Source organism: Streptomyces sp. C (assembly GCF_000158895.1).
Classification (GTDB): Bacteria; Actinomycetota; Actinomycetes; order Streptomycetales; family Streptomycetaceae; genus Streptomyces; species Streptomyces racemochromogenes.
In genome coordinates this window covers 2,618,939-2,634,628 of the sequence record NZ_GG657750.1, presented here as the reverse complement: position 1 = coordinate 2,634,628, position 15,690 = coordinate 2,618,939, and the positions used below count along the sequence as shown (strand labels likewise).

15 protein-coding genes and 2 tRNA genes are annotated in these 15,690 nt (G+C 73.2%); 16 read left to right on the top strand and 1 reads right to left on the bottom strand.

What is annotated here, in order from left to right; all coding sequences use genetic code 11:
• Positions 1–220: 220 nt before the first annotated feature.
• The 3 genes from SSNG_RS11680 (at position 221) to SSNG_RS11670 (ending at position 3,382) form a co-directional block, all read left to right on the top strand.
• Positions 221–1,504 (top strand): glutamate-5-semialdehyde dehydrogenase, encoded by a 1,284-nt coding sequence (locus SSNG_RS11680; protein WP_007264028.1) that lies wholly within the window; start codon positions 221–223, stop codon positions 1,502–1,504.
• Positions 1,505–1,581: 77 nt separating this feature from the next.
• The gene (locus SSNG_RS11675; protein ID WP_042800886.1) at positions 1,582–2,121 is read left to right on the top strand and encodes a hypothetical protein; all 540 of its coding nucleotides are present in this window, start codon (positions 1,582–1,584) and stop codon (positions 2,119–2,121) included.
• Positions 2,122–2,188: 67 nt separating this feature from the next.
• The gene (locus SSNG_RS11670) at positions 2,189–3,382 is read left to right on the top strand and encodes a hypothetical protein (protein WP_007264026.1); all 1,194 of its coding nucleotides are present in this window, start codon (positions 2,189–2,191) and stop codon (positions 3,380–3,382) included.
• Here the strand turns inward: SSNG_RS11670 and SSNG_RS11665 are convergent.
• The gene (locus tag SSNG_RS11665) at positions 3,351–4,505 is read right to left on the bottom strand and encodes a M48 family metalloprotease (RefSeq protein ID WP_007264025.1); all 1,155 of its coding nucleotides are present in this window, start codon (positions 4,503–4,505) and stop codon (positions 3,351–3,353) included. The genes SSNG_RS11670 and SSNG_RS11665 overlap by 32 nt on opposite strands.
• A 141-nt stretch (positions 4,506–4,646) precedes the next feature.
• Between SSNG_RS11665 and SSNG_RS42025 the strand changes: the two genes are divergently transcribed.
• The 13 genes from SSNG_RS42025 to SSNG_RS42020 all read left to right on the top strand — a co-directional run.
• Positions 4,647–4,814 (top strand): hypothetical protein, encoded by a 168-nt coding sequence (locus SSNG_RS42025; RefSeq protein WP_007264024.1) that lies wholly within the window; start codon positions 4,647–4,649, stop codon positions 4,812–4,814.
• Between the two features lie 64 nt (positions 4,815–4,878).
• The gene (gene nadD, locus SSNG_RS11655) at positions 4,879–5,496 is read left to right on the top strand and encodes a nicotinate-nucleotide adenylyltransferase (protein ID WP_007264023.1); all 618 of its coding nucleotides are present in this window, start codon (positions 4,879–4,881) and stop codon (positions 5,494–5,496) included.
• Positions 5,497–5,520: 24 nt separating this feature from the next.
• Positions 5,521–7,164 (top strand): LCP family protein, encoded by a 1,644-nt coding sequence (locus SSNG_RS11650; protein ID WP_007264022.1) that lies wholly within the window; start codon positions 5,521–5,523, stop codon positions 7,162–7,164.
• Between the two features lie 142 nt (positions 7,165–7,306).
• Complete coding sequence (rsfS, locus tag SSNG_RS11645; protein WP_007264021.1) at positions 7,307–7,750, top strand: ribosome silencing factor; 444 nt, start codon at positions 7,307–7,309, stop codon at positions 7,748–7,750.
• Positions 7,747–8,409, top strand: a complete 663-nt coding sequence (locus SSNG_RS11640; protein WP_007264020.1) for a histidine phosphatase family protein — start codon at positions 7,747–7,749, stop codon at positions 8,407–8,409. Before rsfS ends, SSNG_RS11640 begins: the two co-directional genes overlap by 4 nt.
• A gap of 134 nt (positions 8,410–8,543) precedes the next feature.
• Positions 8,544–8,616: transfer RNA gene (locus SSNG_RS11635), tRNA-Ala, on the top strand.
• Between the two features lie 146 nt (positions 8,617–8,762).
• On the top strand, positions 8,763–8,996 hold the full coding sequence (locus tag SSNG_RS11630; protein ID WP_007264019.1) for a hypothetical protein: 234 nt from the start codon (positions 8,763–8,765) through the stop codon (positions 8,994–8,996).
• Between the two features lie 136 nt (positions 8,997–9,132).
• A tRNA-Ala gene (locus tag SSNG_RS11625) sits at positions 9,133–9,205 on the top strand.
• A 257-nt stretch (positions 9,206–9,462) separates the two neighbouring features.
• Entirely contained in the window at positions 9,463–12,327 is a 2,865-nt protein-coding gene (leuS, locus tag SSNG_RS11620) for a leucine--tRNA ligase (RefSeq protein WP_007264018.1), read from the top strand.
• A 146-nt stretch (positions 12,328–12,473) separates the two neighbouring features.
• Positions 12,474–13,301: a hypothetical protein gene (locus SSNG_RS11615; protein ID WP_007264017.1), complete on the top strand. Its 828-nt coding sequence runs from the start codon at positions 12,474–12,476 to the stop codon at positions 13,299–13,301.
• A 143-nt stretch (positions 13,302–13,444) separates the two neighbouring features.
• Positions 13,445–14,290: a DegV family protein gene (locus SSNG_RS11610; protein WP_007264016.1), complete on the top strand. Its 846-nt coding sequence runs from the start codon at positions 13,445–13,447 to the stop codon at positions 14,288–14,290.
• A gap of 318 nt (positions 14,291–14,608) precedes the next feature.
• Positions 14,609–15,412 carry a ComEA family DNA-binding protein gene (locus tag SSNG_RS11605; RefSeq protein ID WP_241695027.1) on the top strand — a complete coding sequence of 268 codons (804 nt, stop codon included), beginning with the start codon at positions 14,609–14,611 and terminating at the stop codon, positions 15,410–15,412.
• Positions 15,409–15,690: hypothetical protein (locus tag SSNG_RS42020; protein WP_042800885.1), on the top strand; the 282-nt coding region annotated here is incomplete at its 3' end. The genes SSNG_RS11605 and SSNG_RS42020, both read left to right, overlap by 4 nt.

Here is a 15,690-nt window from a genome sequence, read left to right as displayed (position 1 = left end):
CCTCGCCCCGCGCAGCGGCTCACTCGCCCGCAGCCGACCCACCGGCCCGAGCCACGGGCACCGGCCCCGCCCGGCAGGCCGACGGACGGAGTCCGGCGCAGCGGCGCGAAGCCGGTGAGGCGCCCCGGCGCCGAGCCGCGCGAGCGGCGCGTCGAAAAGGCCGTCTCGGGGGGTGGAAGGCCCGGCGGAGCCCACGGCGGCGGGGATTACCCTGGGCGGCATGACCTCGCTCGACGGCGCCACCGCCCTCTCCCCCGTCACCGCCACCGCGCACGCGGCCCGCACCGCCGCAGCCGCCATCGCGCCACTCCCGCGGTCCGCCAAGGACACCGCCCTGCTGGCCATCGCGGACGCGCTGGAGGCCCGTACGGCCGAGATCGTCGCCGCCAACGCCGTCGACACCGACAAGGCCCGCGCCGCCGGCACCAGCGAGACCGTCATCGACCGCCTCACCCTCACCCCGGAGCGCGTCCGCGCCATCGCCTCCGACGTGCGCGACGTCGCCGCCCTGCCCGACCCCGTCGGCGAGGTCGTCCGCGGCTCCACCCTCCCCAACGGCATCGACCTCCGCCAGATCCGCGTCCCCCTCGGCGTCGTCGGCATCATCTACGAGGCCCGCCCCAACGTCACCGTCGACGCCGCCGCGCTCTGCCTGAAGTCCGGCAACGCCGTCCTGCTGCGCGGCAGCTCCTCCGCCTACGCCTCCAACACCGCCCTGGTCGCCATCCTGCGCGACGCCATCGAGGGCGCCGGCCTGCCCGCCGACGCGATCCAGCTCGTCCCCGGCGAGTCCCGCGACTCCGTCCGCGAGCTGATGCGCGCCCGCGGCCTCGTCGACGTGCTCATCCCGCGCGGCGGTGCCTCGCTCATCAAGACCGTCGTCGAAGAGTCCATCGTTCCGGTCATCGAGACCGGTACCGGCAACTGCCACGTCTACGTCGACGCCCAGGCCGACCTCGACATGGCCGTGGACATCCTCATCAACTCCAAGGCCCAGCGGCCCTCCGTCTGCAACGCCGCCGAGACCCTCCTCGTCCACCGCGACATCGCCGCCGCCTTCCTGCCGCGCGCCCTCGGCGCGCTCGCCGACGCCGGCGTGACCGTCCACGGCGACGGCCAGGTGCTGGCCGCCGCCGAGGGGACCAAGGTCACCGCCGTCCCCGCCACCGACGAGGACTGGGCCGCCGAGTACCTGTCGTACGACATCGCCGCCGCCGTCGTGGACTCCCTCGACGACGCCGTCGCCCACATCCGCCGCTGGACCTCCGGGCACACCGAGGCGATCGTCACCACCTCGCAGGCCGCCGCCCGCCGCTTCACCCAGCTGGTCGACTCGACCACGGTCGCCGTGAACGCCTCCACCCGGTTCACGGACGGTGGCCAGTTCGGCTTCGGCGCCGAGATCGGCATCTCCACCCAGAAGCTGCACGCCCGGGGCCCGATGGGCCTTCCCGAGCTCACCTCCACCAAGTACATCGTCACCGGCGACGGTCACGTTCGGTAACCGCCACTCGGACACGGTGTGGCCGGAATCAGGCTTACACCCTGCCCAAACCCGCCCCCCAGGTCTACGCTGGTCCCGTGCCGGACGACGTGGGGGGCAAGCCGTTCCCGGACGACGGGGAGCCCGACGACGACCGCGGAGGCGCGGATTTCGACTTCGCCTCCGTGGTGCTCGACGAGGACTTCGTCCGGAACGCCGAGATCCATGAACCGAGCGCGGCCGAGCGCCAGCGCGCCGCCGACCGGGCGCGCGCCGAGGCCGAAGCCGCCCGCGTCGCCGGAGGCCGGGCGGCCGACGACGACCACGGCCACCCCGACGGGTACGGCTTCGACGACCCCGGATGGGAACACGGCCCCTACGGCCACGGCTACGCCGACGGCCCGTACGGGGTCTACGGCGGAGCCATGCGCCCCTACCGCGGCCGCGCCCCCTGGCTGCGCCCCGTCGCGTGGGTGCTCGCCGTCGTGATGGGGCTCGGCATGGTCGCGCTGGCCTTCAGCGCCGTCTACCGCAGCGCCGCCGGCGACCAGGACCCCGCACCCGCCCCGGCCAGTACGCCGCTCAGGGAAGTCACGGGCGTCGGCGCGTTTACGTACCCCGTCGGCCGCCAACCCTGAAGGTACGACCCCACTCGTTCGCTCCGGAGCTGGGGGCTTCTCTGAAGCGGGGACAGCGGGAGAAGCGATGGCCGTACCAGGAGATCCGCCCAACGGCACCCCCGAAGGCATCGGCGGGGGTGACGACGAACTGCGCCCGGACGAATTCCGCTCGGTGGTCTTCGACGAGGACTTCGTCCGTGCTGCCCGGCTCCAGGAGTTCTCCGCCCAGGAACGCATGGGCGAGCACGCCCGGGCCGTCCGCAGCCGCTCCATCTGGTCCGGCGGCTCCGTCGGTCCGCGCACCGGCAGCCCGGGCCGCGGCGCCCGTCAGGGCATGCTGCTCGTGCTGCTCATCGCGTCCGCCTTCGCCATCGCCGTGTACATGGGCATGCGCAACCCGTACGTCCCGCCGCCCGGCGGCAACGCCGAGCCGCTGAGCAGCACCGTCGTCCCCCTGGCACCGGCCGTCGCGGTGCCCGGCGGACGCCCGGCCGACCTCTACGCGAACAGCCCGGCGGCCGAGTACCGGATCGGGGCCGCCGGCATCACCCTCCCGGCCGTGCGGCGCACGCACCACTTCACCGAGAGCCAGGTAGTCGCCGCCCTGTCCATCGCCAAGGACTACCTGGTGCAGTCCTCGCTGGACCCCGACGTCCTCTCCGGCGCGGCCTCCCGGCCCGTGCGGGTGCTCCTGGACCCCGGGCAGCTGGCCCAGTTCGACGAGAGCGTGACCTCGCCCTCCGGCGACGGCCGGCACGCTGCCACCGGCTGGCTGGTCCGCTTCGACCCCGCCACCGCCGTCGTCGCCGACAGCCGCGTCCGGGTGAGCGGGATCCTCGCCTTCCAGGAGCTCGACCCCGAGGCGCTGGAGGTGAGCACCGATCACACTTTCGTGTACGCCGTCCGGCCGGCCTCCGGACCGCCCGCCGCCGCCGACGGGGCCTCGCTGTTCACCGTCCGCCGCGAGCTGCGCCTGCGCTTCGACCGGGAGGACCTCACGGCCCGCCGGGCGGAGATCTCCTCGGCCTACGTGATGGCCGGGCCGCAGGACTGCGCCACCGAGCCGGCCGAGGGCTTCCGGCCCCTCCTGGCCGGAGCCGGGCCCACCACCGTGGGACCGCCCGCGAGCGACCCGTACGCCGCCGGCCACCCCCGGCGCACGGCCGGGCTGTGCGGCGTACTGGCACCGGCCGGGGCGCCCAGCGGCCCGCCCGCCCCGGCCCAGCCGCCGCCCCCGCCGGCCGCCGTCAGTCCCGTCCGCCCGAGCCCGAGTCCGTAGGGCCCGCAGGGCTAGGGGAGCCGGGCGAGCCGGGGGTGCCGGGGGTGCCGGGGGAGCCGGGCGTGCCCTTGGGGTCGCCGGACTCCCGCGCGGCGCCGCCGCCCGATCCGGTGAACCTGTCGCGCAGCTTCCCGCCCAGGTCGCCCGCACCCCCGGCGATGTCGCCGACCAGCTTCATCAGCGGGTCCTTGCTGGTCCGCACGGACTCCGCGTAGTGCGAGGCGGACTGGCGGAAGGAGTCCGTCACCGACGTCTCCTTGTCGTCCTCCCGGCGCGGGTAGTGCCCGTCCATGATCCGCTGGTGCTCCCGGCTCTGGGACCACTTCTTCAGCTCGGCCGCCCGCACCGTCGTGAAGGGGTGCGTGCGCGGCAGCACGTTGAGGATCTTCAGGACGGAATCGCGCAGGTCGCCGCTCTCCTCGTACTCCTCGGCCTGGGCGAGGAAGGCGTCGACGTTCATCTCGTGGAGGTGGTTGCCGCCCGCGATCTTCATCAGGCCGCGCATCGAGGCGTTCACGTCCTGCCCGACCAGCAGCCCCGCCCGGTCCGCCGACAGCTCCGACTTGCGGAACCACTCGCGCAGCGCGGTGACGATCGCCATGATCGCCACATTGCCCAGCGGGATCCACGCCACCTTCAGCGCCAGGTTCGTCAGGAACAGCAGCACCGTGCGGTACACGGCGTGCCCGGACAGGGCGTGGCCCACCTCGTGGCCCACGACCGCCCGCATCTCCTCCTCGTCGAGCAGCTCGACCAGCGCCGTGGTCACCACGATGATCGGCTCGTCCAGCCCGATGCACATCGCGTTGGGCTTCGGGTCCTGCTGCACGTACATCTGGGGGACCTTCTCCAGGTCCAGGACGTAACAGGCGTCGCGCAGCATCTCGTGGAGGTGGGGGAACTGGGTCTCGCCCACCCGCACCGAGTCCGACAGGAACAGCAGCCGCAGGCTGCGCTCGGGGAGCAGCCCGCTGAGGGCCTTGAACACCGTGTCGAAACCGGCGAGTCTGCGCAGCGCGACCAGCGCCGAGCGGTCCGCCGGATGCTCGTAGGCCCGCGAGGAAATCCCCGGGAACCTCCTGCGACTGCGTGCCGGTGACGTCTCGGAACCGGTGGTCGTCATGGCGCCCTTCCCCCTCGATCGGCTGTGGTGACGTGTGTCCATCCTCCCCAACGCCTGAGTCGGCGTGAGCGTGCCCGGGGCCCCCGCATACGATGTGAGGGAAGTCTCCGCTCGCTCCCCGACTCGATAGGTACCTGCCTGATGAGCCTCTCCACCACCGCCCACAACCTGGTCCTCCTCGCTGCGGAGGAAGGCGGGCAGCACGGCGGCAACCACGACAGCCTGAACCCGTACCTGACCGGTGGCGGTGCGTTCGTGATCCTGCTGCTCATGCTCTGGGTGACCACCCGCCTGAACCGCGACCGCTAGGCCGGGCTCCTCGTACGGACCGGGCCGCCGCGCACGCGTCACCGGGCCAGTAGGCTCTGCGCTCATGGGAGAGCAGGAGATGCCTACGGGCCCGGTCAAGCGCCGGCTCGGAGTGATGGGCGGGACGTTCGACCCGATCCACCACGGACACCTGGTGGCCGCCAGTGAGGTGGCCGCCCTTTTCCACCTCGACGAGGTGGTCTTCGTCCCCACGGGCGAACCGTGGCAGAAGTCGCAGCGGGCCGTGTCCCCCGCGGAGGACCGCTACCTGATGACGGTCATCGCGACCGCCTCCAACCCGCAGTTCTCCGTCAGCCGCATCGACATCGACCGCGGCGGCCCGACGTACACCATCGACACCCTGCGGGACCTGAGCGCGCTCAACGCCGACGCCGACCTGTTCTTCATCACCGGTGCCGACGCCCTCGCCCAGATCCTGACCTGGCGCAACGCGGACGAGCTGTTCTCCCTCGCCCACTTCATCGGAGTGACCCGGCCCGGCCACGTCCTCACCGACGACGGACTGCCCGAGGGCGGGGTCTCGCTGGTCGAGGTCCCCGCGCTCGCGATCTCCTCCACGGACTGCCGCACGAGGGTCGCCCAGGGCGATCCGGTCTGGTATCTGGTTCCGGACGGTGTGGTGCGCTACATCGACAAGCGCGAGCTGTACCGGGGAGCCTGAGCTTCCGGAGAGAGGGGCCCCGCGGTGAACGACCCACAGGATCCGTACGACCCGTACGCCGCCCAGCAGCAGCTCATCGGCTACGACGCGTACGGCAGACCCGTGTACGGCCAGGTGACCGCGCAGCCCGTACAGCCCGTCCCTCCCCCGTACGGGCAGCAGTACGGGCAGTACCCGCAGTACCCGCAGTACGAGCAGCCGTACCCGGAGCCGCAGCCCCCGGACCCGTACCCCGGCCCGTACCCGGGCCCGCAGGACCACCCGCAGTGGATCCCGCACCAGGCCGCCCCCCAGCAGCAGCCGGCCCAGGCGCCGGCGCCCGCCCCTGTGCCCCTCCCGGTGCCCGAGCCGCGCCGGGCGGCGCCCGCCGAGTCCGCCGGCGGGGTCGCGGACGCCCCCGGCGGCCGCGACTACCGCACGGAGCAGTTCGCGTTCATCGACCAGCCCGACGAGGACTCCGAGGACGTCATCGACTGGCTCGCCTTCACCGAGAGCCGCACCGAACGCCGCGAGGAGGCCCGCCGCCGCGGCCGCAACCGGGTCGTCGCGCTGGCCGTCGTCCTCGCCCTGTCCGCCGTCGGCGCGCTGGGCTACCTCTGGTACGCGGGCGGGTTGCCGTTCCTCGACGGCCCCGGACAGGCGAAGGGCGCCGCGGCCGCCGCCGGCGCGCAGAAGCGCGACATGATCGTCGTCCACCTGCACAACACCAAGCGCGGCGGCAGCTCCACCGCCCTCCTCGTGGACAACGTCACGACCGCGCAGGGCGCCACCGTTCTGATCCCCAACACCCTGGGCGTCCCCAAGCAGGACGGCACCGCGACCTCCCTCGGCAAGGCAGTCGAGGAGGGCGGCCTCGGCACCCGCGAGTCCCTCGACACCGTCCTCGGCACCCGCATCGGCGGCACCTGGCGCCTGGACACCCCCTTCCTGGAACGCCTCGTCGAGCTGGTCGGGGGCATCGAGGTCGACACCGACGCCGCCGTCCCGGCCGACGAGCAGGCCAAGACCCCCGCCGTGGCACAGGGGCCCAAGCAGAGCCTGACCGGCGCGATGGCCGTCGCGTACGCCACGTACCGGGGCCGCGGCGAACCGGAGGCGAAGCAGCTGGAGCGCACCGGCCGGGTGCTCTACGCCGTCCTCCGCAAGATCCCGGGGGACCCCGGGGCGGCGGCCACGACCGTCGAGAGCATGGGCCAGATCCTCGACCCGGGGCTCGACGCGAAGAACCTCGGCGGGCTGCTGTCGCGGATCGGCGAGCACGCCAAGGTGGCGGCGTACCGCACCGAGGTGCTCACCGTGAAGCCGAACGGCGGCCTGACCGACGAGGCCGGCCGGAAGGTCGTCAAGGAGATCCTCGGCGGCTCCTTCAACGCGGCCCAGCCCGGCGCCGCCCCGAGGGTCGGCCTCAAGGACGCCACCGGCGACGAGAAGGCGCAGGTCGCGGCGAAGGCGGCGCTGCTCAACGGCGGCTACGGGTTCGTGGACGGCGGCAAGGCGGACCGGACGGCGGCCGCCACGCGGATCACGTACCAGGACCAGGCCCAGCGGGACCGGGCCGTCGACGTCGCCAAGACGCTGGGGCTGCCGGAGACGGCCGTGCAGAAGGCCGAGAGCCCGGTGAACGCGGACGTCGTGGTGGTGCTCGGCAAGGACTACAAGCCGTCCTGACGGGGCGGCCCGGACCGGGCGGCTGCCGTCCCGGCCCGGCTCCCACCTGCGCATCCGCCCGCGCCGGACGTTCCGCGCGGGCGGCGTCGGCGGTACGTGAGACCCTTGTGGGTATCTGTCCGCCAACCCGAAAGCATGGCCAGTGACCGCCACGGACCGCTCCATCGAGCTCATCACCACCGCCGCCCAGGCGGCGGCCGACCGGCTCGCGCACGACATCATCGCGTACGACGTCAGCGACGTGCTGTCGATCACCGATGCCTTCCTGCTCGCCTCGGCGCCCAACGACCGCCAGGTCAAGTCGATCGTCGACGAGATCGAGGAGCGCCTCCTCAAGGAGCTCGGCGCCAAGCCGGTGCGCCGCGAGGGCGACCGCGACGCCCGCTGGATCCTGCTCGACTACGTCGACATCGTCGTCCACGTCCAGCACAGCGAGGAGCGCGTCTTCTACGCGCTGGAGCGCCTGTGGAAGGACTGCCCCGAGATCGAGCTCCCCGAGGACGCCAAGCTCACCATCGGCAAGGCCGAGGAGCACGCCAAGCTGCGCGAGGCGCAGGGCGACGAGGAGGACGGTGATCTGTTCTGAGCACGACCACGACGACCGCCGCCAAGCCCGGCCGGAAGATCGTCCTCTGGCGGCACGGCCAGACCTCGTGGAACCTTGAGCGCCGCTTCCAGGGCTCGACGGACATCGAGCTGACCGAGACGGGTCTGGCGCAGGCCCGCCGCGCCGCCCGCCTGCTCGCCTCGTTGAAGCCGGACGCCATCGTGGCCTCCGACCTGCGGCGGGCCGCGGACACGGCCGCCGAGCTGGCCGGCGTCACGGGGCTGTCCGTGGCGCACGACGAGGCGCTGCGCGAGACGTACGCGGGCGAGTGGCAGGGCCTCACCCACGAGGAGATCCTCGCGAAGCACGGCGAGCAGTACGCGGCGTGGAAGCGCGGCGAGCCCGTGCGCCGCGGCGGCGGCGAGCTGGAGACCGAGGTCGCCGACCGCGCCGCTCCGGTGGTGCTGGAGCACGCGGACCGGCTGCCCGAGGGCGGCACGCTCGTCGTCGTCAGCCACGGCGGCACCATCCGTACGACCATCGGGCGGCTGCTGGGCCTGGAGCCGTACCACTGGGAGGGCCTGGGCGGGCTCTCCAACTGCTGCTGGTCCGTCCTCGGCGAGGGCGCGCGCGGCTGGCGCCTGCTGGAGCACAACGCCGGCACGCTGCCGGAGCCGGTGCTCGGCGACGACGACTGAGGCTTCCGCCGGGACCCTCCGTGTGGCCCGCAGGGCCGCCGGGGCCCGGATTTCACTTTCCGGCTGGTCACAGGCTAGAGTTCTTCTTGTTCGCAGCGAAGAACACCGGAAACGGGGGGAACGCGGCGGAGAGCGGGGCTATAGCTCAGTTGGTAGAGCGCCTGCATGGCATGCAGGAGGTCAGGAGTTCAATTCTCCTTAGCTCCACAATCAGGATCCCGTCCCCAACAGGGGGCGGGATCCTTGCGTTTGTTCCCCTTTGTGCGCTTGCTGACCCGTCCGCTGCCGACGTGGCAGAATCGGACGGCCGGAGGGGGACACGACGGCCCGATGCGGGAGGGAGTCGCTGACGGATGGGTGCACACCGGCGGCGGTGCGACTGGTGCAACAACGGCACGCCGATCGTGCGGGACATGGAACCGGTCAATCCCGACTACCAGTACTGGTGCGAGGAATGCGCGCGGGCGCTGATCATAAAAGGCGACCCGATCGAGACGTATCGGGAGCTGGAGGGCGAGCCGATCTACGGCCGCCTGCTCGACGAGCACTGCACGCTGAAGCGCTTCTACCAGTTCGCCCGGGCGTGATCAGGTGCGAACCGGACATAACGCCCCACGGGAAACCGATTTTTGGTCTGGGGCCATGACCGTGTAATGTTCTCGATGTCGCCAGGGGGAACCGGCAAGGGAAACCGAGAAGGGGCCCGGCGGCAGAGAGAAACAAGGGGCTATAGCTCAGTTGGTAGAGCGCCTGCATGGCATGCAGGAGGTCAGGAGTTCAATTCTCCTTAGCTCCACAGTGAAGAAGCGGGCCACCCGGATCGGGTGGCCCGCTTCTCGTCGTGCCCGACCGGTGGAACGTCCGAGCGCCCGCCGGGGCCGCTGCGGTACCCTGGCGCCATGCGTGCCGTACGCCTTCTGCTTACCGAGCCGCGCTGATCAGTACCGACCCTCCGAGAAGGTCGGCATCGGCGCGGCGTCCCCTCCTGTGCGAGGGGCTTTTTCGTTTGGGCGGGCAGGGACGGCAGAGACGATCGATGGAGCTTCAGGAATCATGAGCGAGACGAACACCCCGGCCCCCGAGGCGGCCGAGGGGCACCGTTACACGGCTGCCATGGCCGCCGACATCGAGGCACGCTGGCAGGACGTATGGGACGCGGAGGGCACCTACGAGGCGCCGAACCCGACCGGTGACCTGGCCGGCGACCCGGCCGTCGTCGCCCGGCCCAAGAAGTTCATCATGGACATGTTCCCGTACCCCTCCGGTGCGGGCCTGCACGTCGGCCACCCGCTGGGCTACATCGCGACCGACGTCTTCGCGCGCCACCAGCGGATGTCCGGCCACAACGTCCTGCACACCCTGGGCTTCGACGCCTTCGGCCTGCCGGCCGAGCAGTACGCCGTGCAGACCGGCACGCACCCGCGCGTGTCGACCGAGGCGAACATCGAGAACATGAAGGTCCAGCTGCGCCGCCTGGGCCTGGGCCACGACAAGCGCCGCTCCTTCGCGACGATCGACCCCGAGTACTACAAGTGGACCCAGTGGATCTTCCTGCAGATCTACAACTCCTGGTACGACGCCGACGCGAAGAAGGCCCGCCCGGTCTCCGAGCTGGTCGCCGCCTTCGAGGACGGCACCCGTGAGGTCCCCGGGGGCCGCGCCTGGGCGGACCTGACCGCCGCCGAGCGCGCCGACGTGCTGAACGGCTTCCGCCTGGCCTACGCCTCCGACGCGCCCGTGAACTGGTGCCCCGGGCTGGGCACCGTACTGGCCAACGAGGAGGTCACCGCCGACGGCCGGTCCGAGCGCGGCAACTTCCCCGTCTTCAAGTCCCGCCTGAGCCAGTGGAACATGCGGATCACCGCCTACGCGGACCGCCTGCTGGACGACCTGGACGCGCTGGACTGGCCCGAGGCCATCAAGCTGCAGCAGCGCAACTGGATCGGCCGCAGCGAGGGCGCCCGCGTCGACTTCGCGCTGGGCGACGAGGCCATCACCGTCTTCACCACCCGCCCGGACACCCTGTTCGGCGCCACCTACATGGTCCTGGCGCCCGAGCACCCGCTGGTCGAGAAGTTCATCCCGGCCGCCTGGCCCGAGGGCACCCACGACGTGTGGACCGGCGGTTACGCCACCCCCGCCGAGGCCGTGGCCGCCTACCGCAAGCAGGCCGCCTCCAAGTCGGACGTCGAGCGGCAGGCCGAGGCCAAGGACAAGACCGGTGTCTTCACCGGCGAGTACGCCGTCAACCCGGTCAGCGGCGCCAAGGTCCCCGTCTTCATCGCCGACTACGTGCTGATGGGTTACGGCACCGGCGCGATCATGGCCGTCCCGGCGCACGACACCCGCGACTTCGAGTTCGCCCGCGCCTTCGAGCTGCCGGTCCGCTGCGTCGTCGATCCGACGGACGGCCGCGGCACCGACACCGCCGAGTGGGAGGACGCGTTCGTCTCCCACGACGCCAAGCTGGTCAACTCCTCCGGCGAGGGCATCTCCCTGGACGGCCTGGGCGTCGTCGAGGCCAAGGCCGCCATCACCGACTGGCTGACCGAGCGCGGCATCGGCGAGGGCACCGTCAACTTCCGCCTGCGCGACTGGCTGTTCAGCCGCCAGCGGTACTGGGGCGAGCCCTTCCCGATCGTCTACGACGAGGCCGGCGTCGCCCACCCGCTGCCCGAGTCGATGCTGCCGCTGGAGCTGCCGGAGGTCGAGGACTACTCGCCGCGCACCTTCGAGCCCGACGACGCCACCTCCAAGCCGGAGACCCCGCTGTCGCGCAACGAGGCGTGGGTCAACGTGGAGCTGGACCTGGGCGACGGCGTGAAGTCCTACCGCCGCGAGACCAACACCATGCCCAACTGGGCCGGTTCCTGCTGGTACGAGCTGCGCTACCTGGACCCGCACAACGCGTCCGCCCTGGTGGACCCGGAGATCGAGCAGTACTGGATGGGCCCGCGCGAGGGCGCGCCGCACGGCGGCGTCGACCTGTACGTGGGCGGCGCCGAGCACGCGGTGCTGCACCTGCTGTACGCCCGCTTCTGGTCCAAGGTGCTGTTCGACCTGGGCCACGTCTCCTCGGCCGAGCCGTTCCACAAGCTGTTCAACCAGGGCATGATCCAGGCGTACGCGTACACCGACGCGCGCGGCGTGTACGTCCCGGCGGCCGAGGTCGAGGAGCGCGACGGCGGGTACTTCTACCAGGGCGAGCCGGTCAAGCGCGAGCACGGCAAGATGGGCAAGTCCCTGAAGAACGCCGTCACGCCCGACGAGATCTGCGAGGAGTACGGCGCGGACACCCTGCGCCTGTACGAGATGGCGATGGGCCCGCTGGACGTCTCGCGCCCGTGGGACACCCGCGCCGTCGTCGGCCAGTACCGCCTGCTGCAGCGCCTGTGGCGCAACATCGTGGACGAGGAGACCGGCGAGGTCACCGTCGTCGACGGCGAGCCCGACGAGGCCACCCTGCGCGCCCTGCACAAGGCCATTGACGGGGCCGGCTCCGACATGGCGGGCCTGCGCTTCAACACGGCGATCGCGAAGATCACCGAGCTGAACAACGCCCTGACCAAGGCGGGCCGCCCGCTGGAGCGCTCCGTGGCCGAGCGCCTGGTGCTGCTGGTCGCCCCGCTGGCGCCGCACATCGCGGAGGAGCTGTGGCACCGCCTGGGCCACACCGACTCGGTCGTCCACCAGGACTTCCCGGTCGCGGACCCCGCGTACGTCGTGGACGAGACGGTCACCTGCGTGGTCCAGGTCAAGGGCAAGGTCAAGGCTCGTCTGGAGGTGCCGCCGGGCATCTCGGAGGCCGACCTGGAGCAGCTGGCCGTCAACGACGCGGGCGTCGTCGCGGCCCTGGGCGGCGCGGAGATCCGCAAGGTGATCGTGCGCGCGCCGAAGCTGGTGAACATCGTCATCTGACGGCTGACGGCTGACGCTGACGGCCGCCGGCCGCCGGCTCCTCGGGGTGATCCCGTACGGGCAGGTTGGGGGCTCGAATGGAACCCCCGGCCTGCCCGCGGCGTTTACGGTGGGAGGGACGGGAACAAGCCGGGGAAGGGAACCTCATGGAGGTAGGCGCGTTGATCATCATCTTTGCCCTGGTGGTGCTGTTCGCCTTCCTGGGGCTGGGTGCCTGGGCGACGGTCAAGGCGGTCGGCGCGGCCAAGCGCGGCGTGGACCGGACGATCACGCAGGCCCGCCGCACGGTGGAGGACACCACCCTGAAGGCCCGGAGCATCGGCCAGGGCGGGGTCGCCGGCGCGCTGGCGCAGCTGCGGCTCGACCTGCGGAACTCCATGCGCGCCACGCAGGCCGCCCTGTACCAGGGGGTGCAGGCGGACAGCTCGCTCAAGGAGTCCATCGCCCTCTTCGAGCGGCTGAGCCGGCACGGGCACGAGCTGGACGACGAGCTGAAGCGGCTGGAGCAGGAGCCCGACCGCCAGCGGATCGCGGACTCCCTGCCGGAGCTGCGAGAGCGCACCCTGAAGATCACGAAGTCGGCCGATTCCCTGCGGTGGGCGGCGCGCGACCGCGCCCGGCGGTTCGCGGACGACGAGCTGGCGCTGCTCTCGGAGCAGATCGAGGTCGAGTCGGACGCGCTGCGCGACTGGTCCCAGGAGTCGGTCGACGACCTGGCGGCCGCGGCGGCGGCCTGGGACGCGGGCCAGCAGGCCGCGGGCGGCCCGGGCGCGGCTCCGGGCTCCGAGCCCGGCGTGCGGCCGGCGCAGCCGTCGCAGCGGGCCGGGGAAGCGGCGCGGCCGGCCGGGGAAGCGGCGCGGCCGGCCGGGGAAGCGGCGCGGCCGGCGGAGCCCGCCAGGCCGGCGCTGGACCCCTCCGCTCCGGCGGCCCCGTACCCGTGGCAGAAGGCCCCCAGGCCGGAGGCCACCACCTGAGCGCAGGCGGGTCCGCCTGGGCCGTGCGGAGGGTGCTCACGGCGCGGTGCGGAGGGCGGCGCGGGAGACGCTGCGGAGGCGGTTGCGGGTGAGGGGGAGGCCCGGGCTGCCGGAAGGCCTCCGCTGCCGGTAACCTCCGGCTCATGTCCCGCCATGTCGCGATCGTCACCGATTCCACGGCCTACCTGCCCCCGCGGGCGATGGCGCGGCACGGGATCACCTCCGTCCCCCTGACCGTGGTCCTGGGCGACGAGGCCCTGGAGGAAGGGACCGAGATCTCGGCCCGCAGCCTCGCCGCGGCCCTGCAGAAGCGCCGCCCCGTCACCACCTCACGCCCCGGCCCGGAGCAGTTCGTACGGGCCTACCAGGACGCTGCGGAGGCCGGTGCCACCGGCATCGTGAGCCTGCACCTGTCCGCCGAGTTCTCCGGCACCTACGACGCCGCCGTGGTCGCGGCCCGGACCGCCCCCGTGCCGGTCCGCGTCGTCGACACCGGCATGGTCGCCATGGCCCTCGGCTTCTGCGCCCTCGCCGCCGCCGAGACCGCCGAGGCCGGCGGGTCCGCCGACGAGGCCGTGGCCGCCGCCGAGAAGCGGGCCGCGGAGATGTCGGCCTACTTCTACGTGGACACCCTCGACTACCTGCGGCGGGGCGGCCGGATCGGGGCCGCGCAGGCCCTCCTCGGCTCCGCGCTGGCGGTCAAGCCGCTGCTGACCCTGGACGGCGGGCGGATCGAGATGCTGGAGAAGGTGCGCACGGCCTCCAAGGCCATCGCCCGGCTGGAGGAGCTGGCCGTCGAACGGGCCGGGGCGCGGGGCGTCGACGTCGCCGTGCACCACCTGGCGGCGCCGGAGCGGGCCGAGAAGCTCGCCGAGCGGCTGCGCGAGCGCATTCCCGGCCTGGTCGAGCTGCACGTCAGCGAGGTCGGCGCGGTGATCGGCGCACACACGGGGCCGGGGCTGCTGGCGGCGGTCATCTCGCCCCGCTGATCACCCGGGCCCGGCTGTTCACCCGGGCCCGGCTGTTCACCCGGGCCCCGCTGATCACCCGGGCCCGGCTGTTCACCCGGAAGGGTGGCGGGGTTGTCCACAACGGGCCGGTTATCCACCGGAATCAAGGGCTCCGAGCGGAGGTCCGGGGGTCGGTTCTAGCTTCGGGACATGACTCTTCGAACGCGTACTCCAGGTATCTCCACGGCTCCCCCTTCCGACGGCCCCGGCGGGAGCGGGCCCGGGCGGGCGCGCCGGTCCGATGGCAGGCTCCGCGAACGGCGCCGGGGACGGGACCGGCCCCGGTCCGACCCCGTCGTGCTGCGGCGCAGGGCCGAGGCCCTGCTGGGCGGCCGGGCCGGGGTGGAGGAGACGGCCCTGCGGGTCGCCGACCCGCCGGGTGGGGCGGTGGATCCCGCTGCCGGTGCCGGGCGGGAGCCCGGAGAAGCGCTCGGGGCTCGGGAGGCGCGGGGGCTGGCGCTGCGGGAGCGGCTGCCGGTGTGGGTGCAGGCGCGGTGCGGGGTGGAGCCGAGGACGGTGGCCGCCGTGGCGGTGGTGCTGGTGGCGGCCGTCGGTTTCGCCGCCCAGCAGTACTGGTCGGGCCGGCCGCAGCCGGTGACGGCGCCGGCCGTGCTCGGGCCGGGCTCCGCTCCTGCCGCCCCGGTGGCGTCGGCGGGCCCGGCCGGTGCGGGTGCCCGCATCGTGGTGGACGTCGGCGGCAGGGTCCGCGACCCCGGTGTGCGGAGGCTGCCCAGCGGCTCGCGGGTGGAGGACGCGCTGGCCGCCGCCGGGGGAGTGCGGCCGGGCACCGACACCACCGGGCTCAACCGGGCCCGGGTGCTGGTGGACGGCGAACAGGTGCTGGTGGGGGTCACCGCACAGCCGGCCGCGGGCGGCCCGGCTCCCGGCGGGGGTGCGGGTGGCGGGGCCGGTCCGCTGAGCCTCGCCGGCGCGACGGTCGAGCAGCTGGACGGGCTGCCCGGGGTGGGGCCCGTCCTCGCCCGGAACATCGTCGAGTTCCGGACGGCCCGGGGCGGGTTCCGGGCCGTGGAGGACCTCCGGCAGGTCGACGGGATCGGCGAGCGGAGGTTCGCCGAGCTGCGAAGGCTGGTGCGGCCGTGAGCGCCGTCGGGGAGCCGGCGGCGGGTGAGGCGGCCGCGGGTGAGCCGGCCGCGGGTGAGGCGGCCGGGGGCGAGCGGGGCGGGGGTGAGGCGGCCGGGGGTGAGCGGGCCGGGCCGGTGGATCTGCGGTTGGCGGTGCCGGCCGTGGCGGCCTGGGGTGCGGCGGCGCTGGCGCTCGGGGTGCCGGGCGGATGGAGCGCCGCCGGGGCGGGGCTTGCGGCGGCCGCGGCGGGGGTGCTGCTGCTCGCCGGCCGTCGCGGGTCGCAGCCGCTGTGGGGG